Origin of the sequence: Desulfobulbus oralis (genome assembly GCF_002952055.1) — a bacterium.
GTDB lineage: Bacteria > Desulfobacterota > Desulfobulbia > Desulfobulbales > Desulfobulbaceae > Desulfobulbus > Desulfobulbus oralis.
The window spans coordinates 1,807,956-1,829,238 of record NZ_CP021255.1 but is presented as its reverse complement, the minus strand read 5'-3'; the positions used below and the strand labels follow the sequence as shown (position 1 = coordinate 1,829,238).

Below are 21,283 nucleotides of genomic sequence, written 5' to 3'. Positions count from 1 at the left end.
CTACACCACCGGAAGCAGGCCAATGGCCTGGCCGCGCCGTATCAGTTCATCGATGGCCGCCAGCCCCTCCGGGCCCAGGTCTTTCGAGAAGCTGTTGACATAGAGATCGATGTGGCTCCGGATCACCCCGGGCGCCAGCTCCTGTGCGTGTGCGCGGATATAGGGCAGGCAGGCATCGGGATGGGCCTCAGCCCAACGGATGCTCTGGACAATGCCTACGGACACGGCATCGTGCAGGTCCTGGCCCAGGCCGCTTTTCATGGCAATGCAGCCCAGGGGAATGGGAAAGCCGGTTTCCCGCTCCCACCACTCGCCCAGATCCTGAACGCAGAGCAGATCACGGTCCCTGTAGGTAAAGCGGCCCTCGTGGATGATAAGACCGGCGTCAACGCTCTGCTGCTCCAGGGCATCCATGATGCGGTCAAAACGCATGACCGTCGTGGTGCAGCCGGGCAGATAGAGCTGCAGGAGGAGTGCGGCCGTGGTGTAGCGGCCGGGAATGGCAACGCGCCATCCTGCCGGATCCGCGGCCTTGTCGCCATGATGGGTGACCAGAAGCGGGCCACAGCCCCGGCCCAGCGCCGCGCCTGCGGAAAGCACGCGGTACTGGTCACGCAGATAGCCGTAGGCATGGCAGGAAAGCTTGGTGATATCGAATCGGCCCTGCATCGCCCAGGCGTTCAGGGTCTCGACGTCGTCCAGGACCGGCGGCGCCAGTTCCGGCCCGGCGTAGGGAATCAGGCGGTGCACCAGGGCATTGAAAATATAGGTGTCGTTCGGACATGGCGAATAGCCCAGACTCAGGGGATCCATGTATGTTTCTCCTCGAAAAGAAGGGCCGCCACCTCGCCGCAGCGGGCGCAGGCGGCCTGAAGACACCAGTGCTGGCGCTCCGGCTCGTCCACCACGTTGGAGACACAGCGCAGCTCGGCAAAGGGCAGGCCAAAGTGGGCGGCCGCCAGGGCCAGGGCCGCGCCCTCCATGTTCTCGCAGAGCGCATCGGGATAGCGGGCCAGCAGCAGATCGGCCCGATCGCGATCGCCGCTGGCGCAACTGACGGTGACAAAGGGGCCGGTTTCAACCGGAAAGCCCGCCTCTTCAAGGCGGCTTCTGATGCGGCTTCCGAGGGCTGCATCCAGCGGAAAAAAGTCATGGCATCCGCTCTGCAGCGGCAGCAGGCGCCCATGCTGGCATTTGCCCAGATCGCCCAGCACTTCGCTGGTCGCCAGACAGCAATCCAGAACCGCCGGTGCAGGCAGACCCGGATGCAGATAGGCGCCGGCAATGCCGATATTCAGGACACAATCGGGCAGTTGCCCCGAGGCCCCGGCCGCGGCCAGAAAGAGGCCCAGCCGGAAGGCCGCCTCGGCCGGCCCCACCCCGCAAACCAGGCGCTGCTCCGGCAGGCGGGCCGGCACACAGGCGGCGGTCAGGGCCTGCATTTCCAAATCCGTGGCAGTGACGAGCAGCATAGGGCATCCTGAAAAGACCAGCGCTGCTTGCTTTTGCCAGCGCTTCGTTGTAGCGTGGCCTGCCAAAATACCCTGAAGCGCTGGCTTCGGCAAGCCCACTCTTCTGCTGCCATGTACGCCGACTTTGCCTATTCCCTCGATGACTACGACTATGTTCTGCCGCCGGAGCTGATTGCCCAGGAACCAGCGCCCGCCCGCGACGGCTCCAGACTGCTGGTTCTGAATACCTGTGGGGCGGGTCCGGAACACCGGCGTTTTCACGACCTGCCCCGCCTGTTCCGAGCGGGTGATGTCCTGGCCCTGAACAATACCAGGGTCTTTCCTGCCAGACTTCTGGGCAGCAAGGCCAGCGGCGGCAGGATAGAACTCTTTCTCCTGGGATTTCCGGAGACAGAGGAGGCTTCCGGGCAGAGCGAACACTGCGCCACGGCGCGGGCGCTTCTGAAAAGCTCCAAGCGGGCGAGGATTGGGGCCCGGCTTTCTTTTGGCCCGGCGCTGCAGGCCGAGGTGACCGCCTTGCACCAGGACGGCACTGCCGGCGTGCGGCTCTGGTTTCCGGCCGGAAAGCGGCTGGAAGAGGTGCTGGCCGACTGCGGCCGCATGCCCCTTCCACCCTATATCACGCGGACGGACGAAAGCCACAGGCAGCAGGACAGCGAACGCTATCAGACCTGCTACGCCCGTTACACCGGCTCGGTCGCCGCGCCCACGGCCGGCCTGCACTTTACACCCGAACTCCTGGCAGAGCTGGAGCGGATGGGCGTCATCATGGCGCCCCTGACCCTGCACGTGGGCTACGGCACCTTTGCGCCGGTCAGGACTGCGGACATCCGCGCGCATCCGATTCATTCGGAATGGGTGAGCGTACCGGCAGCGAGCGCGGAGGCGGTCAATGCCGCCAAAAAGGCGGGTCGCCGGGTCTGGGCGGTGGGCACCACCAGTACGCGTACCCTGGAATTCGCCGCAGCGCGGGGCTGTGGCGCAGAGGGGCCGGTAGCCGCCTTTGCCGGGCTCTGCAATCTCTACATCTACCCGGGTTTCCGCTTTCAGGTGGTGGACAATCTGGTCACCAACTTCCATCTGCCCAAATCATCCCTGCTCTTCCTGGTCGCTGCCCTGGCCGGCCGGGAGCGGACCCTGGCCGCCTATGAGACAGCCGTGCGCCTGCGCTACCGCTTCTTCTCCTACGGCGACGCCATGGCGATTGTGACAAAGAGCTGAGACCGCGCTCCCCCTGCCTGGCATGCCGCCGCAGGGGCAAGGTCCTGGAAAGAGGAGCCGGTCCTGCAATAAAAAAGGCCCCGCCGAAAACGGCAGAGCCTGATCCGGAACAGGGCATGAAAAGCACGGCTTATCGGGGCCCGGCCGCGTCGTCCAGCTGCTCCTTGCCCTGTGACCCGGCCGTCTGAACCTGAACGGCCTGCCGCCTGGAGCAAAAGCGCGGCAGCAGCCGGCCCAGGGCGGATTCCGGGTGGAAGATCAAAAGCGGCACCGTGGAGCCTATGGCCAGCGCGCAGAGGATGAAGAAGGTGGCGAGCCCGTTGTAGACAATATCACCCAAAAGGGTATGGCCCTGGGGCGTGTTGCCAACCTCCATGAACTGCAGGGTCTTCAAAATGGCCTGATAGGCGAACATGCCCGGGACCATGGGCAAAAGCGCCGGAAAGGCAAACATCTCGGCCGGGATACGGTAGCGGCGCGCGGCCGGCATGCTGCACAGGGCGATCAGCATGGCCGCGACCAGGGTGGCGGGGGCGATGGCCACATGGGCCTGCATCAGGCCGGTACGGCACATGCGGCCCAATGCGGCCAGGATTGCGGCCACGATGACAATCTGCTTGGTCGGCCGGGACAGGGCTGCAAAACCCACGGTGGCGACAGCCGCACAGACGCCGTTTTCCAGAAGCAAGAGCGCGAGATTCAAAGGCTTTCCACTCCCATCAGCAGCATGGTGAACGAAAGGCCCAAAGCAATGCAGATCACCAGGGTCGCCGCCCGAATCAGGCGGGAAACACCCAGCAGCACGTGACCACCCAGAAGATCCAGCACCGCATTGATCAGGGGCAGGCCAGGCACCAGAAAAAGGGGGCTTGTGGCCAGGGCGATCTGGGTGGCGCCAGGCCAATGCCATATCATGCCCATTGCCGGCAGCATGGAAGCCACGAAGGCGCACAGCACAAAGGTGATTTTGAGGTCCACCCTCCAGGCAACCAACCTGCGACGCAGGAAAAAACCCACCCAGGCGGCCAGAAAGACGAGAGTCATATCCAGAGGCGTCCCCGAAAAAAGCCGGCAGAGCGCGGCGCTGGCGCAGGGCACCAGCACCTGCAGGAGCTCCGGGCGAATGGGGGGCACAGCGCAGACAGCTTCAAAACGCTGCACCGCCTCCTGGAGCGTCAGCCCCTGATCCACCACGTTCCAGCTCAGGGCGTTGAGCGCCGCCACGCGCTGGAAATTGGGCCCGCTGGACACTATGGAAGCTACGGCGGTGCGGCGCTCGGATGTCTGCCCATCAGGGGAGGGCTTGACAACCGAAAGCATGAAGTGGTGCGACAGAATGGCCAGTTCCAACTGACAGCCCCAGGACCGGGCAATGCGGTCGGCGGTGCGGTCCACACGGTCGGTCTGCGAACCAGCGGCCAAAAGCGTCGCCACATAGCGCTGAATGAAGTCAAGGATGCTTTTGATGGGTGGTTCGGGCTGGGGCGCTGCGGGTCGGGCCGTATTCGCCGCCTCCTGGGGAGCAGGGGCAGCGGCCGCCCCGGTGCTGCCCGCTTCTGGAGGAACAATCAATTGCAACGACATGAAACTTTGAGGAAAAATGAAGCTCCGGCAGGCGCGCCTCGCTGAAGAGGGCCTGCCGGAGCAGAAAAAAACTAAAGCACTCAAGCAGCCAGCAGGGTAAGCACCCGTTTTTTGATGTCAAGAGGCTCCAGCCCCTGATTCGCTATTTGTTCGGCCAGACCGCCCCGACCCAGCCTGCCCGAACCCATGTGGCCGTATTTCGGCGTCAGACCCCGCTCCAGAAGCCAGGAACCAAAACGCGCACCCAGGCCGGTCTTCACATTCTGGCTTTCCACCACAAGCACCGCAGGACTTTTGCCCAGCCGGGCCAGCATCTCCTCATCCACCACATTCAGGACCGGCTTGTTGATCAGGCCTACGGACAGCCCTTCGCTTTTCATCTCCTCCACCGTGTGCAGGGCCCGGTAGAGCATTTCGCCGTAGGTCACGATATAGGCGTCCCTGCCCTCCCTGATCACCTCGTCCCTGTCCGGCTGAAAACGGTAAGCCTCGCCAAAGAAGCGCCTGCCCTGCCCGTCCAGGATGCAGGGCGTGGCTGCACGGGTGGAGTAGATAAAGCGCAGGCCCGGCTGCCAGAACACGGTCTCCAGAATGGCGCGCATCTGCAGGGCGTCGGCCGGGAAATAGAGGCGGGTCGTGTCGCCTTCCGGCAGACCATTGTCGGCAAAAAAGTTGTTGATGCCAAAATGACAGGTATTGTCTGCCATTTCGTCCACGCCCGAGTGGGAGAAGTGCGCGAGCACGTTGGCGTGGTTGAGGCGCGCCATGGTGATCTCCGAGAGGAGCATTTCCTGAAAGGCCGCGAAGGTGCCGAAAATGCCCTGCCGGCCCGGCTCGCTGCCAAAGCCCGCGGCCACGGAAAAGTTGTTGCGCTCCATGATGCCGCCGTGCACATACAGCCCGGGAAAGGCCTTGCGGATGTGGTGCAGGCCGCAGGAGCCCTCCAGGTCGGAATCCACCACCAGAACCCTGTCCTCCGGCCTGTTCTCCTTTTTCAGCAGATCCACCACGATTGTGCCAAACTCGTCGCGGGCCTTGGCGCTCTCGCCGCTGCTGCCCAGGAGCGCCGGCTTCGGGGTCTTGACCCGCTTCTGCTGCAAAAGCTCCGCGGCAGCCGCATGGCCATGGGCCTGCAGGTGCTGCACCGCCAGATCCAAGGCGATCACATCATGCCCCCTGGGCGAGCCCTCAATGCCGTTGACGCCGGGCGCCATGCTGCGTTTGACGACCACAGCCACCGGCCCGGCGCCTGTGAGCGCCTGCTGAATGGCGGCATAAAGTTCGCGCAGGTTTTCGCCATCGCAGCTCAGCACGTTCAGGCCGTGTCCCTCAAGGGTCCTGGCCAGATCGTAGCCTGCCATGTACTCTGCCGGGTGCCCGGCAATGGTGACGTTGTTGTCATCCAGCAACAGTTTCACGTTCAGCCCGCGGGCCACGGCATAGCGGGCAGCCTCCGCATCGTCGCCCTCCTGCTGGGAACCGTCGCTGCCGAACATGAACAAGGTCTTGCCCGGATTGGCCTCGGCCACCCCATTGACGTAACTCCACAGATGCCCGAGCCGGCCGGAGCTGAAATGCAGGCCGCCCTCCTCCTGGCGCTCCGGATGACCATAAAGTCCCTGACCGTATTCCCGGTAGTGCAAAAGTGATTCGGCCGCTGCCTGCCCGTTCAGCACCGCCATGATGTACTGCATGGCCACCCGGTGGCCGGCCTCGTCGAACAGTACGGGCCAGCACCTGTCCGTTCCCCGGATGAAGGCGTTCACGATCAGGGCTTCGGGGATGATATCGTAGGCGCCGCCGGTGTGGCCGCCCAGGCCGCGGGCATTGGCCAGTGCGGTAAAAAAGATCAGGCTGTCGCGCACCAGACGGATGTTGTGGCGCAGCGCCTCATGCTGCGCATCGGAAAGCGCGCTTTCATGGGGAGAAAAGGAAAGACTTCGCAGGGACGAGAGATCGATGGGAAAGGACATGACAGGCCTCGGAAAAGGGAAACAAAAAAAGCGCGGGGCGCCGATTTTTTTGGTCTCCACAAGTACCAGAAAGGCCGCAGGATATGCAAGAAGGAATCCCGGGATCTGGCCTGGCCGACAGGCCAGGCCGCGCAGTCACGAGATTGGAGCCATAACCCAGGGCGCCTGCTATGCAGGGTGGCAGGAAGGGACGCCGTATGCTTCGCGTATCGGGTGGCTATGCCACGCCACCGCTTCAGGTGCGGCAAGAGTGCTGTCAGGGCCTGGCCCTGTACAGCTCCTTGTCGTCACCTCGCTGCCCTTTGCGCCTGCCCTTTGCGCCTGCCTTTGGGCACAATGAGCGACGACATCCCCTGCCCTGCCGCCTGCTCGAAAATCGCATCGCTGTCCTGTCCAGTGTCGGCCAGAAGCCTTTCCGCGGTAACACCGCCAATCAGCGCGACTGCCTGCGTCTTTTCCCGGACATTGCCGCAAAATGACCTGAGTCGGGCAACGTGCCGCGGACAGGGGAGCCGAAAGGGCGGCGCGGGCCCGGATTCCCAATCTGCTGGATTTTTTCTTTTCTTCCCTGTTTTTCCTTCCTTTTTGCGTGTCCTGCATACAGCATGTGGTACAACAGCCTGAAAGGCTGGCCCATGGGCCGGAGCAAAGATTTTTCATCCTTTCCCAGGAGGCAGCATTATGGCCTTTGTGAATGAGTACATCTCGGACGAAGACGTGGAAAAGTACGGTATCGCGCAACTGCGGGATGAGCTGCATGCAAATTATGCAACTCGGGAACATTGGGAGTGGACCCGCGACCAGGAACGGGACGCTTACCTGATACAAAGAAGTCATCTGGGCCGGGATTTTGAACCGGAAGTTTGGCTGCTGTATGAAAAAGGCCGGTATTGTGCGGTCATGCTTCATCGGGGGGGTCTAAAAAACTGGTTGAGCGGCCCTATCGCAGGCTGTGGCATTTTAAAGGTTTTTGCGATGGATGGCTGAGGTGCCCTGTTCCGCCAGTAGAAGAGCAACCACATGTTATCCAGCTGCTGAAAGAGGCGCTGACAGCGTATGGATATGCAGGCATGCGTAAACAACTTCCCGAAACGATTGTTTCATTCAATTTTTAACACAGGAAGCAACAATGGCAATTTCGTATAGTGAAGCTCTGGCAAGGCTGGCAACGATTACAGATGAAGCAGGTCTGCGCGCGCTTATTGAACAGCTTGACGCGGCTGGAGACCAATCAGCCAAGGTTACCGTGCTGTGGTCAGGAACGCAGAATGGGACACATTCTGTTGGCGATAAACTGGTTCCCGCGCTGGAAAGAGACGGCGTCAGGACCCTGGGTTCCACAGCGGCCGGGAAGTTTCTGGAAGACGAGCGGTTCTCGAACAAGGTTGAAGAAATTTTTGGCGACGACCCGATGCATTCAACTGGCAAGTGCAGCAGCGAGGACAAGGTGAAAAACTGCAGCGGGAGCCTGGCAGGTTAACAGGAGCATGATCACCGGTAATGCAAATTATTTGAGATGATAATATATATGAAAACCAAAACTATATACTTATGTAGTTTTGTATTTATTTTGATATTTTTTTCTGTAGTAATATTAACTGGCAGTATACTTTCTTTACCGCATCAAAATAATATTGGCGAGCCGCCAGACAATTTAAAAGCTGAAAAAGTATTATTTCCAAGTAAAAGTGGTTCAAATATCTCTGGTTGGTTTATACCAGGAAAAAATAACATGGGGGGTATATTATTACTACATAGTCTCAAATCGAATCGACTTCAGATGATGAAACGAGCGGAATTTCTAAATGAAAATGGATATTCCATACTAATGATTGACTTTCAATCACATGGTGAAAGTATTGGTGATGGCATAACCTTTGGTTACCTGGAAGCATTAGATGCAGAAGCGGCCTTCACATTCCTTGAAAATAAATTACCTAATAACCATATTGGATTCATTGGTGTTTCTTTAGGCGGAGCCGCAGCACTTCTTGGTCAGGTTGCAGAAAAATCAAAGGCTATAATTATTGAAAGTGTCTATCCAACTATTGAAGAAGCAATAAAAAATAGACTTATAATGTATTTGGGAAAACCAGGAAAATACTTATCCCCTCTTCTTATATTACAGATTAGAGCATTTTAACAATGACTTTTACCATATTATTTCAACGGCACAGAGCTTATGAAAATAGCCGGTAAAGATTTTCGCCAGCGTGCGGTGGCAGTGTATCAGTCAGGGGAGTTCACGCGGGAAGAAGTGGCCAAAATGTTTGGCTACACCACGACCACCATTGGTAACTGGATGCGGACCTTCAAAAAGGAAGGCCGGATCACGTCGTTGCCGCGAGGCCACAGAGCGCCGGCGTTCACAGCCGGGGAGCAACAGCAGTTACGGGAGCTTGTGCGGAAACAGCCCGATATGACCCTTGAAGAAATCAGGACGCATTTTGGCAAAAACTGTTCTCTGCCCACGGTGTCCAATACGCTGGCCAGACTGGGGCTCACGTTTAAAAAAAGACGTTAAAGGCCAGTGAACAGGTGGAACGGGCAGACATTGTCCAGGCCCGTGAAGAGTGGCGCAGGGTGCAGGATGAAACGCCGTGCGAGCATCTGGTGTTTCTGGACGAAAGCGGCGCAAAAACGAATATGACGCGCCTGTACGGTCGTGCGCCTCTGGGCGAGCGGTGCTTCGACCATGCGCCGGATGGTCGCTGGAAAACGGTGACCATGCTGTCCTCCATTCGCCTTGATGGCACCACGGAATGTCTGGTGTTTGCTGGCGCGTTGGACAGGCGCACCTTTGAAGCATACGTAAAGGAGAGTCTTGCGCCTGCGCTGAAAGAGGGTGATGTGGTTGTGATGGACAATTTGCGTGCGCATAAATCTCCGACAGCGCAGCAGGCGATTGCAGCGCGCGGAGCACGAGTGCTTTTCCTGCCTGCGTACAGCCCGGATTTGAACCCGATAGAAAAGATGTGGAGCAAGGTGAAACAGCTTTTGCGAGGCTTCAAAGCATGGAACACAGACGAGCTTTTTACCGCCATTGGCCAGGCCCTGGACAAGGTCACCGCAAGCGATGCCAAAGGCTGGTTCGCTTCATGTGGGTATAGTAATTTTCAAAGTTAAAACGCTCTAAGTACAGATTAAATATCGATATAAATCGATTTCACCCTATTGAGCGCATAAAGAATATAAAAGGTGCAGTTCTTGTGATTTGTGGCTCTGCTGACAAATATACAACCCTGGCGGAATCAAAACGTATGTTTGAACAAGCCAAGGAACCGAAACAATTTTGGGTAGTTAATGGTGCAGCGCATGTGGACTTTAGCTGCTTTGATGAAAATCATTACAAAACAAAGGTTTTATCTTTTTTCAAACAATATTTATAACACGCAAACCACAAGTCATTCTACTGGAACTGGCCCATTTCATACCCAGGACTGGTGCATGCATCCCTTTGACAAAAAAATTCATGTTCACACTGCCCCTTATTTTCAATAATGGTCACCTGTTTGTGAAACTTGAAGACAAGCTATGGCTGTATGACACAGGAGCGCCGACCAGTTTCGGTGCTGTCGATTGTCTGAAATTTGCGGGTAAACAGTTTCACCTCTCCTCAACGGCCCGTTGAAAAACTATATTTCAGGTTCTAGCTACAGGAATTTCAAATTCCACGTAACACAGGATCAATGAGTTACTCTTCAGACTTACAAGGTTTTTACTCGCAATGTGCACCATGCTCTCCGCTTTTTCAACGGACTGTTAGGGTGCAGAATCCATAACTCGCCCGCCAGGGAGTGCAGGAGCACCCCGTGCTCCTGCACCACTGCCTGTCTCTTAAATGCACGAGTGACTCGGGCGGCTTTTGCAGAAAAGCGGCTCCAAGACTGCCGGGTCGCTCTATTTGTTTGCCGCGTCATGCGTGGGCTGGTAGAAGCGCACGCCGCCGGGATAGACGGTGAGGCGTTTGAAGCCATTCTGCGCCAGAATCCGCTGGGCCACATAGGAACGTATCCCCATGCCGCACATGATGATGTAGCGCTTCTCCGGATCCAGTTCCTTCAGGCGCACGCGCAGTTCGCTCAGCGGCATTTCAATGGAATTCGGCGTCTTGTAGGCCATCTGTTCGGTTTCTTCCCGCACGTCCAGCACGAGCGCTTCCCCGTCCTTTTCCGGCTCGTCCCAGGCCGAGATGGCTACCTTGCCGCTCAGGAGGTTTTCGGCCACAAAGCCCAGCATGTTGACCGGATCCTTGGCAGAGGAGTACGGCGGCGCATAGGCCAGCTCCAGCCGGGCCAGATCGAGCACGCTGCCTCCCAGACGCATCACCGTGGCAATGGTGTCGATGCGCTTGTCCACAAGGTCGCGACCCACAATCTGCGCACCGTAAATCTTCCTGCCGTCCCTGGAAAAGATCAGTTTCAGCATCAGCGGCACCACGCCCGGATAGTAGCCGGCGTGGGAATCCTGGCTGATGATGATGCTTTCGTAGTCCCTGCCGCGCTGCAGGCCGCGCCTCTCGAGGCTTTTCTCGTTGGCGCCGGTGGAGGCCGCGCTGAGACTGAAGACCTTGGCGACCGACGTGCCCTGTGTGCCTTCGTAAATGCAGGCCTCGCCCGCGATGTTGTTGGCCGCGATGCGGCCTTGCTTGTTGGCCGGGCCGGCCAGGGGGATCATGGTGCGATCGCCGAAGACAAAGTCCTTCACCTCGATCACGTCGCCCACCGCGTAGATGGACGGGTCGCTGGTGCGCAGGTGCTCGTCCACCACGATGCCGCCGCGCGCGTTCAGCTCCAGGCCCGCGTCCCTGGCCAGTTGGCTGTTGGGCCGCACGCCAATGGCGAGGATGACCAGGCCGGCTTCCACGCTCCTGCCGCTCTTGAGATGCACGACCACGGTCTCGCCCCGGTCCTCGAAGGAGGCCACCGCATCGCCCAGATGCAGGTCCACCTGATTTTTGCGGATATTTTCGTGCAGCAGCAGGGCCATTTCATAATCCAGGGGCGCCATGACCTGATCGAGGGCCTCGATGATGCTGACCCTGAGGCCTGCGTGATGCAGGTTGTCGGCCATTTCCAGCCCGATAAAGCCGCCGCCGACAACAGCCGCCGATTTGACCGCCACAGTCGTCAGCAGTTCCTTGATCTCGTCCGCATCCGGCACGCTCCACAGGGTTTTGATGCGCGGGGCCTCGATGCCCGGAATGGGGGGTCTGAGTGGCGAAGAGCCGGTGGCAAGCACCAGGGTGTCATAGCTTTCCCTGTACTCCCTGCCCGTTTCGTCGCGCACGACGACGGTTTTGGCCTTGCGGTCAATGGCCAGGGCCTCGTTCTGCACGCGCACATCCAGATTGAAGCGCTCATGCAGGATTTCCGGCGTCTGCACGATAAGGGATTCCCGCTCCGGAATCACGCCACCCACATGATAGGGCAGCCCGCAATTGGCAAAGGAAACATAAGGGCCACGCTCCAGGAGCACGATTTCCGCCTGTTCATCCAGTCGCCGCAGCCGGGCCGCGCAACTCGCACCACCCGCAACGCCGCCGACAATCACCGTTTTCGCCATGATGACCTCCATGTATTATGAGTGGAAAAGGAGACGCCCCGCCGCTCCGGGGCTTATGGGGCGTCCATGCAAGGACAGCATACCGCAGGATACCGCAAAGGGCCTGTGTACGCTCACTGTATCGCAGTGCAGCCGTTCCGGGGCGCCCCTGCCAGTGGGCGCCGCTTTCAGTTCAGGGCCCGCAGTGTACTGCATATTGACGGGCCTGACCCGCCGGTTCAAGGAAAAAAGCGGCTCAGCCCCGCCTGAGGAGCAGTGCTGCCCACTCGTCCTCATACTTGGCCTCGACCAGATGAAAACCACAATCTCCATAGAGCCGCACAATGTTTGCCTCCTGCCCGCCTGCCAGAATGCCGGCCAGGATCAGAAAACCGCCCTGGGCCGTAAGCCGGGTCAGATCGGCCAGCATGGCCGCCAGCACGTCGTGCACAATGTTGGCCGTCACCAGGGCAAAGCTGCCGCTCAGCGCGGCAGGCGGAGTCAGGGCCACCCGAATCTGCGCCGCGAGCCCGTTCCGGGCCACGTTTTCAGCAGCCACCTGCACCGCCTCCGGATCATTGTCCAGCGCCAGCACGGCAGGCATGCCCCAGAGGGCTGCGGCCATGGCGAGAATCCCGGTGCCGGTGCCCACATCCAGGGCCCGCTGCTCCACCTCCGGCGGCAGGGCTCCGAGCGCCTGCCGCATCAGAGTCAGCGCGCCGCGGGTCGAGGCATGCTGACCCGTGCCAAAGGCCATGCCCGGATCCATCTCCAGAACCCGTTCGCCGGGCCCGGCCGCATAGCTCTCCCACGAGGGCCTGACAATCAGCCCGGGCACCACCGCAAAGGGCTTGAAGTATCGCTGCCAGCTCGTGGCCCAGTCTTCATCCTGCAGCATCCGCCGCTCCAGCTCCGGCGCGGGCCGCTCGTAGAGTGCAAAGAGAGCGGCCAGGGCCGCCCCGACATCCGCAGCCACAAGGCGGACTTCATCTGCATCGTGCACCGCAAAAAATCCAGCCAGCACGCAGGCGCTGTCCTGTTCCGGGCTCTGTTCCACCCCGTTGCCGCTTTTTACCGCCAGCACATCGCTGGCCGCCTCGGCCAGCTCAAGCGGGCAAAAAAAGCTGAGTTTCAACCACTGTTTTTGTTGTTCCATGAGTTCCTGCAAAAGCATTGAGGTTGACAAGGCCAGTGTGCCGGGCTACCTACTCGTTTTGAAAATCCTGCATGCACGCCGGCAGCCAGCACCCGTTTGCGGCGTTCTCAGTCGCTCTCTCGCCGGCCCTGGCCTGCGAGGCAGCCCGACAACGAAGGCCAGGGCCAAAGATGGCCTGCACAGTATAAAACAACCATCAGCACGGATGAGCATGAAAAACTGGTCGAAAACGAGCTACAGAAACAAAACCGCCCTGCAACAGCCTGGCTGGCCGGACAGGGAGCAGTACGAAAAGGTCGTCCGCAGCCTCTCGGCCCTGCCCCCCCTGGTTTTTGCCGGTGAAATCCGGGATCTGAAGGCACGGCTGGCCCAGGTCGCGGCGGGCAGGGCCTTTTTGCTCCAGGGCGGCGACTGTTCTGAGGAATTCGCCCGCTGCACCGCCCCCAACATCCGCGAGACCCTGAAGGTCCTGCTGCAGATGGCGGTCATCCTCACCTATGCCGGCAACAAGCCGGTGGTCAAGGTGGGCCGCATCGCCGGGCAATACGCCAAACCGCGTTCCAGTGACACCGAAACCGTGAACGGCGAGAACATCCCCAGCTATCGCGGCGATATGGCCAACTCCATCGAGGCGACGCCAGAGGCCCGGGTGCCCAACCCGGAACGGCTTCTGATGGGCTACCACATGTCGGCCGCCACCTTGAACCTGCTCCGCGCCTTCACCCGCGGCGGCTTTGGCTCGCTGCACCGGGTGCAGGCCTGGAATCAAAAATTCGTCAAGCAGTCGCCCATGGGCCGCAACTACGAGCGCATGGCCAAACGCATCGGCGATGCCATCAAATTCATGGAAACCATCGGCATCCCGACAGACACGCCGCAGATGCGGGAGGTGCAGTTCTTCACCTCCCACGAAGCGCTCTTTCTGGGCTACGAGGAGGCCCTGACCCGGGAAGATTCCACCGAAGCGGGCGGCTGGTACGACTGTTCGGCCCACATGCTGTGGATCGGCGACCGCACCCGGCAACTGGACGGCGCGCACGTGGAATTTCTAAGCGGGGTGCGCAATCCCCTGGGTATCAAGGTCGGGCCGGACCATGACCCGGACACCATGCTCGCCCTCATCGAGCGGCTGAACCCGGAGAACGAGCCGGGCCGCATCACGCTCATCACCCGTTTCGGCGCAGGGGTTGTCGAAAAGCATCTGCCGCCACTGCTGAGGGCGGTCAAACGGGCGGGCTGCCACGTCATCTGGACCTGCGACCCCATGCACGCCAACACCTTCAGCGCAGAATCGGGCCGCAAGACGCGGAGCTTCGACGACATTCTTTCGGAGTTGCAGTGCTTCTTCGAGCTGAACTGGGCCGAGGGCACGATTCCGGGCGGCGTGCACTTCGAGCTGACCGGCGACAATGTCACCGAGTGCATCGGCGGAGGACGCCAGCTTTCGGCCGAACAACTGAATCTGCGTTACCTCACCACCTGCGATCCGCGCCTGAACGCGGAGCAGTCGCTCGAAATGGCCTTCCAGATCGCGGAGATGATCAGGAGCTGAAGCCAGGGCTGCGGCAAGGGCCTGCCAAAGAGGCCGGCCCGGCGCAGTCCCCCGCCGCTTTCGTTGCCGCCTCTTTGTCCCGGACACCGCTATGCATGCCTGGCGGTCGTCACCCGCCGGTGCTTGACCGGCAGAATTTTCAACTGCTCGCGGTATTTCGCCACGGTGCGGCGGGCCACCTCGATATCCTCCTGGGCCAGCAGTTCGGCAATGCGGTTGTCGGAAAGGGGTTTGGCCGGGTCTTCGGCACTCACCAACTGGCGGATGCGCGTCTTGATGGCCTCTGCGCCCACGGTGCTGCCGTCCGCGTTGGTGACCGCCGAGGTGAAAAAGTATTTCAGCTCGTAGATGCCCTGGGGCGTGTGCACGTACTTGTTGGCCGTCACCCGGCTGATGGTGGACTCGTGCATGCCGATGTCCTCGGCCACATCCCTGAGCACCAGCGGTTTCATGCTGAGCGGCCCCTGCTCGAAGAACTCGCGCTGGAATTTGAGCAGGCTCTCCACCACCCGGTAGAGGGTGTGCTGCCGCTGTTCCACGGACTTGAGCAGCCACTCGGCATTGCGCTTGTTCTCCAGCAAAAAGGAGCGGGACTGGGCAGGCAGCGACTTCCTGTTCTTCAGGAGCTGCAGGTATGCTTCAGAGAGGCGCAGGTTCGGCAGCCCCTCGTCGTTCATCTGGATGACGAACTGGTCATCCACCTTGAACACATACACATCCGGCGTCACATAGTTGACGGCGCCGTTGTCGTACTCGTTGCCCGGAAAGGGATCGAGCCCGCGGATGCGGGCCACGGCATCGAGCACCGCATGCTGGGTCACGCCCAGATCGCGGGCAATGGCGCCGAAGTTGCGGCTTTCCAGGCTGGCCATATGCCTGTCCACAATGCGGATGGCCAGCTCGTCTTCCTCTTCCTGACGCTCCAGTTGCAGGAGTAGGCATTCCCTGAGATCCCTGGCGCCGATGCCGGCCGGCTCCAGGCTCTGCACAAGGCGCAGGGCGCCTTCCGCCTCTGCCAGAGCGCAGTGACAGGCAGCCACTATATCGGGCAGGTCCAGCTTCAGATAGCCGTGCCGGTCCAGATTGCCGATGATAAAGCCGGTCAGTTGCCGGTCCAGCCCGTTCAACTGCAGGGGCATGAGCTGCCAGGCCAGTTGCTCGGCAATGCCGGGCTGTACGGAGATGAAATCGAACTGGGACGGCGCGTCGGCCGCCGGCGTCTCATGGGCAAAGGACAGATCGGAGTCGAATGTATTGGCATAGTCGTTCCAGTTGACCTCGCCAATATCCGAGGGCGCGCTGCCGTCAACCCTGGCAGTGGTGGGCTCTTCTTCGACAGGAGCTTCTTCGGTGGCGGACAGGGATTCGGGATGGCCGCCCTCCTCCAGCTCGGGCAGCGCCTCTTCCAGCATGGGATTCTGTTCCATCTCTGCCCTCAGCGTGTCGGCCAGTTCCAGCCGACCCAACTGCAAAAGTCTGATAGCCTGCTTGAGCTGGTGGGTCATCACCAGTTTCTGGGCCAGTTTCAGACTTTGCCTGAGTTCCAGAGCCATGGACCTTTACATGTGGAAGTTGTCGCCCAGATACATCTTGCGCGCCACCACGCTTGCCGTGATATCCTGCGCCACTCCGCTCGTGAGTACCTGGCCGCTGTTCATGATATAGGCAAAATCGCAGACCTGCAGGGTTTCGCGCACGTTGTGATCCGAAATCAGTACGCCGATGCCCCGTTCCTTGAGCTGACGGATGATCTGCTGCAGGTCGGCCACGGAAAGCGGGTCGACCCCGGCAAAGGGTTCGTCCAGAAGAATGAAGCGGGGCTGGGTGGCCAGGGCCCGGATGATCTCCACCCGCCGCCGCTCGCCGCCGGAAAGGGTGCTGCCCTTGTTGCCCGCCAGATGCTCGACCTTGAGTTCGGCCAGAAGATCCCAGATGCGGTTGTTGATTTCGTTGCGGGGCAGGCCCAGAGGCTCCAGGACAATGCGGACATTTTCCTCGACCGTGAGCTTTTTGAAAATCGAGGAATCCTGGGCCAGATAGGTAATGCCCAGATGGGCCCGCTTGTGGATGGGCAATGAGGTGATATCCCGATTGTCCAGAAAAATTGCGCCCGTGGTGGGGCGGACAAAGCCCGCAATGGCATAAAAGGTGGTTGTCTTGCCGGCGCCGTTGGGACCAAGCAGACCCACCACCGAGGCATGACGCACCTGGAGGCTGACATTGTCCACGACCCGCCGTCTGCGGTACTCCTTGCAGAGGCTCCGGGTTTCAAGCACCGAATCGCCCGGCATGGATCACTGACCCGTTCCGGCCCGGAACACGGCGCGCACGGGGCCGTCGTCCCGATCCACCTCCGAGCGCTTCTCGTTCATGAAGTAGGTGATGGTCTTGCCGGAAACCATGTTGGGGCCGTTCCATGCCTTGGCATTGCCGCTCAGCACCGCCTTGCGGGTCTTGGCAAAGTAGTCCAGCCTGTCGCCGGTGCCCAGCCAGTCGCCCTGGGTGATCTTGACATCGCGCTGGCATATCAGCCGGTCGATCTGGCCTGCCGCCTTGTCGCCTTTCGCGCTGTTGTCGTAGTAGACGGTCATGCTGCTGGCACGGATGGTCATGGGCCCCTGCCTGGCCACCACCTTGCCCAAAAAAGCCACGGCATTTTCGTTCTCCCGGGAAACCATCCGGTCGGCCTCGATATCGATCGGCGCGTCATCGGCCCTGGCAGCCTCCGGGCCAAAGGCGCCCAGCCCCAGAGCGGCCGCCAGGGCAAAGGCGGCCATGTTCCGGACACAGCGGCCTGCTGCAGGAGAGACAACAAAGGAGAAAAGGTGCATAGCAAAGCCTCATAAAGGAAAAGGCAAAAAACGATTAATGGGAGCGATCAGGTTTGATTTTTGCATTGGGAAAGAATTTTACTTTGCCGGCAAAAAAATGTAAAGGGGAGATGCCGGACTCAAGCCACAACCCAAACCCCTGTTGCCAAAAATGCACATGCCCAACGACGGAATAGCCAAGGCCAAGGTGCTGGTGGAATCCCTGCCCTATCTGCGGGAGTTCAGCGGCAAAACCCTGGTCATCAAGTACGGCGGCCACGCCATGGTGGACGAGGAGCTGAAACGCAACTTCGCCCTGGATGTCATTCTCATGCAGTATATCGGCATCCGGCCGGTCGTGGTGCACGGCGGCGGCCCACAGATCAACCGCTTCCTCGGCAAGATGCAGATCGAGCCGAACTATATTCAGGGCATGCGGGTGACGGACGGCGAAACCATGGATGTGGTCGAAATGGTGCTGGTCGGCAAGGTCAACAAGGAAATCGTCAGCCTGATCAACCACTGCGGCGGCAAGGCTGTGGGGCTCTCCGGCCGGGACGGCGATCTGGTGCAGGCCAAAAAAATGGACATGCACGCACCGGCCACGGAAAATCGGCCGCCGGAGCTGATTGACCTGGGGCGGGTCGGCGAAGTGACCCGGGTCAATCCGGAGCTGCTGCGCACCCTGCAGGAAAAGGACTTCATTCCGGTGATCGCGCCGGTGGGCGTGGGCGGAGACGGTCAGGCCTTCAACATCAACGCCGACCTGGTGGCAGGCGCCATTGCGGCCGAGCTGAAGGCGCTCAAGCTGATCCTGTTGACCGACGTGGCCGGCGTCAGGAACAGCCAGGGCGAGCTGATCTCGACCATCTACCGGGAGCAGATCGATCCCCTTATCGCAGAAGGCGTGATTCAGGGCGGCATGATTCCCAAGGTCAACTGCTGCAAGGCGGCGCTGAACGGCGGCGTGAGCAAGGCACACATCATTGACGGCCGCCAGGAACACGCGATTTTACTGGAAATTTTCACACACACCGGCATCGGCACCGAACTGGTCGCCTGAGACGGCATGGACCGAAAAGACTTGGCACACAACTGCAGGGACAACACGAGATGAACAACAGCGAATGGATAGAACGGGGCGAGCAGGTGCTCATTCACACCTACAGACGTTTTCCGGCCGCCATGGTGCGCGGCGAAGGCTGCCGCCTCTGGGACGAAAACGGCAAGGAATATCTGGATTTCCTGTCCGGGATCGCGGTTTGCGTCCTGGGCCACTGCCAGCCGGAGGTGACCAGGGCCATCCGCAATCAGGCCGGCGAGCTGGTGCACGTGAGCAATCTCTTCTACACCCGGCCACAGATAGAACTGGCCGAGCTGCTGGTGCGGAACAGTTTTGCGGACCGCGTCTTTTTTGCCAACTCCGGGGCCGAGGCCAACGAGGCGGCCATCAAGCTCGCGCGCATCTACAGCGCGCCAGGCAAATACGAAATCATTTCGCTCCTGGGCTCTTTCCATGGCCGGACCCTGGCCGCTGTGGCCGCCACCGGCCAGCCGCACTTTCACAGGGGCTTCGAGCCCATGCCCGAAGGCTTCATCAACGCCGAGTTCGGCGACCTGCAGGCGCTGGAGGCACTGATCAGCCCGCAGACCTGCGCCATTCTCTGCGAGCCGATCCAGGGCGAAAGCGGGGTGCGGCCCCTGTCTCAGGACTATCTGCAGGGCATCCGCGCGCTCTGTGACCGGCACGGCCTCCTGCTCATCTTCGACGAGGTACAGACCGGTCTCGGCCGCACGGGCACGCTCTTTGCCCATGAGCAACTGGGCGTCACGCCGGACATCATGACCCTGGCCAAGGCCCTGGGCAGCGGCCTGCCCCTGAGCGCCATGCTGACCACGGAGAAAATCGCCGCGGCCTTCACCCCGGGCACCCATGCCGCTACCTTTGGCGGCAACCCGGTTTCCTGCGCGGCTGGCGTCGTGGTTCTGCGCCAGCTCCTGGCCCCCGGTTTTCTGGAGGCTGTACGGGACACGGGCGCGTATTTCATGGCAGAGTTGCAGGGGCTTGCCGAAAAATTCCCGCAGTTCGCGAGCGGCGCGCGCGGCCGGGGCCTGCTCCTGGGCCTGACACTGACCGAAAAGGGCATTGCCCATGGCGCGGAGATTGTCAACCGGATGTTCGAGCGCGGCCTCATCATCAACTTCACCGGCAATCAGGTGCTGCGCTTCGTGCCACCGCTCATTGTCACCAGAAACGACATCGATACCCTGATCCGCGAGCTGGAAGCGGTGTTTGCCGAACTGGCGTAAATGAGCTTTCCCGCCCTGCTGACGCTGGCGCTCGCCCTGGCGATGGATGCCTTTGCCGTGGCCCTGGCGGCCGGCGTGCATATCCGGCCCCTGGCTTTCCGGCCCTGTTTCAGGCTGTCCTTTCACTTTGGCCTGTTTCAGGCGCTGATGCCCGTCATCGGCTGGACGGCCGGGCTGTCGCTGCGCACCCTTGTGCAGAGCCTCAGCCACTGGATTGCCTTTGCCCTTCTGGCCGCCATTGGCGGCCATATGCTTTTCGGGGCGCTGAACAGCAGGGAAGGGGCGGAAGCCGCGAAAAAAGCGGTCGATCCCAGCCGGGGCCTAACCCTTCTGGGGCTGGCGCTGGCCACCAGCATCGACGCGCTGGCCGTGGGGCTGAGTCTCTCCCTGCTGGGAACGGGCATCTGGCGGCCGGCCTGCATCATCGGCGTGGTCGCGGCGCTGATGACGCTTCTGGGTCTCCTGCTGGGCCACAGGGCCGGCAGGACCTGGGGCGGCAGGGCGGAGGCGCTGGGCGGTGTGATCCTGATGCTCGTGGGCACAAAAATTCTGCTCTCGGGCCTGTCCGCCCCCTGACAGGCTGCGGCGGCGTACCGGAATCCGCTCATATTTGCCTTTGCAAAACAGCGCTTTTTCGGTATCAATATGTACATTCGGCAAAGGGCCCGGCCACTGGTTCCGGGCTGACGATGAATACAACCTGGGCCATTGCCCACGCAGGATGGACATGCACAAAGAGCAACACCTCCTGGCCCTGTCCGACCACACGAGAGAGCAACTGCTCCAGTGGATAGAGCGGGCCAGGGTTCTGAAAAACGACACCAAGTGCAGGCCGCTTGCCGGCAAAATAGCCTGCCTGATTTTTGAAAAAGCCTCTACCCGCACCCGGGTTTCCTTTGAAACCGCCATGTATGCCCTGGGCGGACAGGTCGTCTTTCAGACCAAGCAGGATTCCCATCTGGGTCGGGGCGAGCCGTTGAAAGACATGGCCCGGGTGCTGAGCCGTTACGCGGATGCCCTGGTGGTGCGTACCTTCGGCCAGGAGGTGGTGGAAGAGCTGGCCCGCTATGCGGGCGTGCCGGTCATCAACGCCCTGACCGACCGCTTTCATCCCTGCCAGATCCTGAGCGACCTGCTGACCGTGACCGAAAAGAAAGGTGCGCTGGACAAGCTGGATTTCGCCTGGATCGGCGACGGCAACAACATGGCCAACACCTGGATAGAGGCTGCCGCCATCTTTGGCTTCAATCTGCGTCTGGCCTGCCCCCAGGGCTATGCCCCGGACGGGGAGGTCCTGCAGTGGGCCATGGACAGGGCGCCGGGCCGCATCCGGCTCATGCGCGATCCGGTGGAGGCGGTAAAGGCGGCGGACGTGATCAACGTGGACGTATGGGCCTCCATGGGCCAGGAAGAGGAACAGCAGCGCAGGGCCCTGCATTTCAGGGATTATCAGGTCAATGCGGCCCTCATGAGCCAGGCCGAAAAGGATGCCATTGTCCTGCACTGTCTGCCTGCGCACCGTGGCGAGGAAATCAGCGAAGAGGTGCTCGAGGGCCCGCAGAGCGTGGCCTTTGATCAGGCGGAAAACAAGAAGCACCTGCACAAGGCGATTCTGGAATATTTCATTTTGAAAACAGCGGTCTGAAAGGGCTGCTTGATTG

General features: G+C 60.5%; 23 protein-coding genes. 13 read left to right on the top strand and 10 right to left on the bottom strand.

The features are described 5' to 3' along the window. Both CAY53_RS08080 and mqnB read right to left on the bottom strand, forming a co-directional pair. Window positions 1-813: a 1,4-dihydroxy-6-naphtoate synthase gene (locus tag CAY53_RS08080; RefSeq protein WP_104936683.1), complete on the bottom strand. Its 813-nt coding sequence runs from the start codon at window positions 811-813 to the stop codon at window positions 1-3. Further along, the gene (mqnB, locus tag CAY53_RS08075; protein WP_104936682.1) at window positions 801-1,472 is read right to left on the bottom strand and encodes a futalosine hydrolase; all 672 of its coding nucleotides are present in this window, start codon (window positions 1,470-1,472) and stop codon (window positions 801-803) included. The genes CAY53_RS08080 and mqnB overlap by 13 nt, the downstream gene beginning before the upstream one ends. 111 nt (window positions 1,473-1,583) lie before the next feature. Here mqnB and queA point away from each other — a divergent pair, with 111 nt between their 5' ends. Next, window positions 1,584-2,693: a tRNA preQ1(34) S-adenosylmethionine ribosyltransferase-isomerase QueA gene (gene queA / locus CAY53_RS08070; protein ID WP_181040227.1), complete on the top strand. Its 1,110-nt coding sequence runs from the start codon at window positions 1,584-1,586 to the stop codon at window positions 2,691-2,693. A 130-nt stretch (window positions 2,694-2,823) separates the two neighbouring features. On the opposite strand, the gene CAY53_RS08065 is transcribed toward queA, so the two are convergent. The 3 genes from CAY53_RS08065 to CAY53_RS08055 form a co-directional block, all read right to left on the bottom strand. After that, complete coding sequence (locus tag CAY53_RS08065) at window positions 2,824-3,396, bottom strand: threonine/serine exporter family protein (RefSeq protein WP_104936680.1); 573 nt, start codon at window positions 3,394-3,396, stop codon at window positions 2,824-2,826. Then, window positions 3,393-4,277 carry a threonine/serine exporter family protein gene (locus tag CAY53_RS08060; protein ID WP_104936679.1) on the bottom strand — a complete coding sequence of 295 codons (885 nt, stop codon included), beginning with the start codon at window positions 4,275-4,277 and terminating at the stop codon, window positions 3,393-3,395. The genes CAY53_RS08065 and CAY53_RS08060 overlap by 4 nt, the downstream gene beginning before the upstream one ends. A gap of 80 nt (window positions 4,278-4,357) precedes the next feature. Further along, entirely contained in the window at window positions 4,358-6,250 is a 1,893-nt protein-coding gene (locus tag CAY53_RS08055) for a transketolase C-terminal domain-containing protein (RefSeq protein WP_104937497.1), read from the bottom strand. A 197-nt stretch (window positions 6,251-6,447) separates the two neighbouring features. Here CAY53_RS08055 and CAY53_RS12670 point away from each other — a divergent pair, with 197 nt between their 5' ends. From CAY53_RS12670 to CAY53_RS13755, 7 genes are all read left to right on the top strand, one after another. Next, window positions 6,448-6,729, top strand: coding sequence for a hypothetical protein (locus CAY53_RS12670; protein WP_146106456.1), 282 nt, complete (start codon window positions 6,448-6,450; stop codon window positions 6,727-6,729). 202 nt (window positions 6,730-6,931) lie between these two features. Then, window positions 6,932-7,237 carry a hypothetical protein gene (locus tag CAY53_RS08050; protein ID WP_104936678.1) on the top strand — a complete coding sequence of 102 codons (306 nt, stop codon included), beginning with the start codon at window positions 6,932-6,934 and terminating at the stop codon, window positions 7,235-7,237. 142 nt (window positions 7,238-7,379) lie between these two features. Beyond that, window positions 7,380-7,730: a hypothetical protein gene (locus CAY53_RS08045; protein WP_104936677.1), complete on the top strand. Its 351-nt coding sequence runs from the start codon at window positions 7,380-7,382 to the stop codon at window positions 7,728-7,730. A 48-nt stretch (window positions 7,731-7,778) separates the two neighbouring features. Then, entirely contained in the window at window positions 7,779-8,393 is a 615-nt protein-coding gene (locus CAY53_RS12665) for an alpha/beta hydrolase (protein WP_146106455.1), read from the top strand. 39 nt (window positions 8,394-8,432) lie between these two features. Then, window positions 8,433-8,774: a helix-turn-helix domain-containing protein gene (locus tag CAY53_RS08040; RefSeq protein WP_104935551.1), complete on the top strand. Its 342-nt coding sequence runs from the start codon at window positions 8,433-8,435 to the stop codon at window positions 8,772-8,774. Window positions 8,775-8,788: 14 nt separating this feature from the next. After that, the gene (locus CAY53_RS08035; RefSeq protein WP_104935552.1) at window positions 8,789-9,376 is read left to right on the top strand and encodes an IS630 family transposase; all 588 of its coding nucleotides are present in this window, start codon (window positions 8,789-8,791) and stop codon (window positions 9,374-9,376) included. Between the two features lie 134 nt (window positions 9,377-9,510). Beyond that, a complete protein-coding gene (locus CAY53_RS13755) occupies window positions 9,511-9,639 on the top strand; it encodes a hypothetical protein (protein WP_281261021.1) in 129 nt (42 codons plus the stop codon). 511 nt (window positions 9,640-10,150) lie between these two features. On the opposite strand, the gene CAY53_RS08030 is transcribed toward CAY53_RS13755, so the two are convergent. Beyond that, entirely contained in the window at window positions 10,151-11,815 is a 1,665-nt protein-coding gene (locus tag CAY53_RS08030; RefSeq protein WP_245874778.1) for an FAD-dependent oxidoreductase, read from the bottom strand. Between the two features lie 235 nt (window positions 11,816-12,050). Continuing rightward, on the bottom strand, window positions 12,051-12,950 hold the full coding sequence (locus CAY53_RS08025) for a 50S ribosomal protein L11 methyltransferase (RefSeq protein ID WP_181040226.1): 900 nt from the start codon (window positions 12,948-12,950) through the stop codon (window positions 12,051-12,053). A gap of 205 nt (window positions 12,951-13,155) precedes the next feature. Between CAY53_RS08025 and CAY53_RS08020 the strand changes: the two genes are divergently transcribed. Further along, on the top strand, window positions 13,156-14,502 hold the full coding sequence (locus CAY53_RS08020) for a class II 3-deoxy-7-phosphoheptulonate synthase (RefSeq protein WP_104936674.1): 1,347 nt from the start codon (window positions 13,156-13,158) through the stop codon (window positions 14,500-14,502). Between the two features lie 89 nt (window positions 14,503-14,591). Here CAY53_RS08020 and rpoN read toward each other — a convergent pair whose 3' ends face one another. From rpoN to lptA, 3 genes are read right to left on the bottom strand one after another with little or no spacing between them, the layout of a single operon-like run. After that, entirely contained in the window at window positions 14,592-16,055 is a 1,464-nt protein-coding gene (gene rpoN, locus CAY53_RS08015) for an RNA polymerase factor sigma-54 (protein ID WP_104936673.1), read from the bottom strand. A gap of 6 nt (window positions 16,056-16,061) precedes the next feature. After that, on the bottom strand, window positions 16,062-16,793 hold the full coding sequence (gene lptB / locus CAY53_RS08010; protein ID WP_104936672.1) for an LPS export ABC transporter ATP-binding protein: 732 nt from the start codon (window positions 16,791-16,793) through the stop codon (window positions 16,062-16,064). A gap of 3 nt (window positions 16,794-16,796) precedes the next feature. Next, window positions 16,797-17,333, bottom strand: a complete 537-nt coding sequence (gene lptA, locus CAY53_RS08005; protein WP_104936671.1) for a lipopolysaccharide transport periplasmic protein LptA — start codon at window positions 17,331-17,333, stop codon at window positions 16,797-16,799. 157 nt (window positions 17,334-17,490) lie between these two features. On the opposite strand from lptA, the gene argB reads away from it, so the two are divergent. From argB to argF, 4 genes are all read left to right on the top strand, one after another. Then, on the top strand, window positions 17,491-18,375 hold the full coding sequence (argB, locus tag CAY53_RS08000) for an acetylglutamate kinase (protein ID WP_104937496.1): 885 nt from the start codon (window positions 17,491-17,493) through the stop codon (window positions 18,373-18,375). A 50-nt stretch (window positions 18,376-18,425) separates the two neighbouring features. Beyond that, a complete protein-coding gene (locus tag CAY53_RS07995; RefSeq protein ID WP_104936670.1) occupies window positions 18,426-19,622 on the top strand; it encodes an aspartate aminotransferase family protein in 1,197 nt (398 codons plus the stop codon). Then, window positions 19,623-20,198 (top strand): manganese efflux pump MntP, encoded by a 576-nt coding sequence (locus CAY53_RS07990; protein ID WP_104936669.1) that lies wholly within the window; start codon window positions 19,623-19,625, stop codon window positions 20,196-20,198. 151 nt (window positions 20,199-20,349) lie between these two features. After that, window positions 20,350-21,267, top strand: a complete 918-nt coding sequence (gene argF, locus CAY53_RS07985; protein ID WP_104936668.1) for an ornithine carbamoyltransferase — start codon at window positions 20,350-20,352, stop codon at window positions 21,265-21,267. Window positions 21,268-21,283 lie beyond the last annotated feature (16 nt).

What these genes read in the sequence shown, in the direction of transcription:
- CAY53_RS08080 (WP_104936683.1), bottom strand. Translation starts at nt 813, where the DNA reads ATGGATCCCCTGAGTCTGGGCTATTCGCCATGTCCGAACGACACCTAT.
- mqnB (WP_104936682.1), bottom strand. Translation starts at nt 1,472, where the DNA reads ATGCTGCTCGTCACTGCCACGGATTTGGAAATGCAGGCCCTGACCGCC.
- queA (WP_181040227.1), top strand. Translation starts at nt 1,584, where the DNA reads ATGTACGCCGACTTTGCCTATTCCCTCGATGACTACGACTATGTTCTG.
- CAY53_RS08060 (WP_104936679.1), bottom strand. Translation starts at nt 4,277, where the DNA reads ATGTCGTTGCAATTGATTGTTCCTCCAGAAGCGGGCAGCACCGGGGCG.
- CAY53_RS08055 (WP_104937497.1), bottom strand. Translation starts at nt 6,250, where the DNA reads ATGTCCTTTCCCATCGATCTCTCGTCCCTGCGAAGTCTTTCCTTTTCT.
- CAY53_RS12670 (WP_146106456.1), top strand. Translation starts at nt 6,448, where the DNA reads ATGCTTCGCGTATCGGGTGGCTATGCCACGCCACCGCTTCAGGTGCGG.
- CAY53_RS08050 (WP_104936678.1), top strand. Translation starts at nt 6,932, where the DNA reads ATGGCCTTTGTGAATGAGTACATCTCGGACGAAGACGTGGAAAAGTAC.
- CAY53_RS08045 (WP_104936677.1), top strand. Translation starts at nt 7,380, where the DNA reads ATGGCAATTTCGTATAGTGAAGCTCTGGCAAGGCTGGCAACGATTACA.
- CAY53_RS12665 (WP_146106455.1), top strand. Translation starts at nt 7,779, where the DNA reads ATGAAAACCAAAACTATATACTTATGTAGTTTTGTATTTATTTTGATA.
- CAY53_RS08040 (WP_104935551.1), top strand. Translation starts at nt 8,433, where the DNA reads ATGAAAATAGCCGGTAAAGATTTTCGCCAGCGTGCGGTGGCAGTGTAT.
- CAY53_RS13755 (WP_281261021.1), top strand. Translation starts at nt 9,511, where the DNA reads ATGTTTGAACAAGCCAAGGAACCGAAACAATTTTGGGTAGTTAATGGT.
- CAY53_RS08030 (WP_245874778.1), bottom strand. Translation starts at nt 11,815, where the DNA reads ATGGCGAAAACGGTGATTGTCGGCGGCGTTGCGGGTGGTGCGAGTTGC.
- CAY53_RS08025 (WP_181040226.1), bottom strand. Translation starts at nt 12,950, where the DNA reads ATGGAACAACAAAAACAGTGGTTGAAACTCAGCTTTTTTTGCCCGCTT.
- CAY53_RS08020 (WP_104936674.1), top strand. Translation starts at nt 13,156, where the DNA reads ATGAGCATGAAAAACTGGTCGAAAACGAGCTACAGAAACAAAACCGCC.
- rpoN (WP_104936673.1), bottom strand. Translation starts at nt 16,055, where the DNA reads ATGGCTCTGGAACTCAGGCAAAGTCTGAAACTGGCCCAGAAACTGGTG.
- lptB (WP_104936672.1), bottom strand. Translation starts at nt 16,793, where the DNA reads ATGCCGGGCGATTCGGTGCTTGAAACCCGGAGCCTCTGCAAGGAGTAC.
- lptA (WP_104936671.1), bottom strand. Translation starts at nt 17,333, where the DNA reads ATGCACCTTTTCTCCTTTGTTGTCTCTCCTGCAGCAGGCCGCTGTGTC.
- argB (WP_104937496.1), top strand. Translation starts at nt 17,491, where the DNA reads ATGCCCAACGACGGAATAGCCAAGGCCAAGGTGCTGGTGGAATCCCTG.
- CAY53_RS07995 (WP_104936670.1), top strand. Translation starts at nt 18,426, where the DNA reads ATGAACAACAGCGAATGGATAGAACGGGGCGAGCAGGTGCTCATTCAC.
- CAY53_RS07990 (WP_104936669.1), top strand. Translation starts at nt 19,623, where the DNA reads ATGAGCTTTCCCGCCCTGCTGACGCTGGCGCTCGCCCTGGCGATGGAT.
- argF (WP_104936668.1), top strand. Translation starts at nt 20,350, where the DNA reads ATGCACAAAGAGCAACACCTCCTGGCCCTGTCCGACCACACGAGAGAG.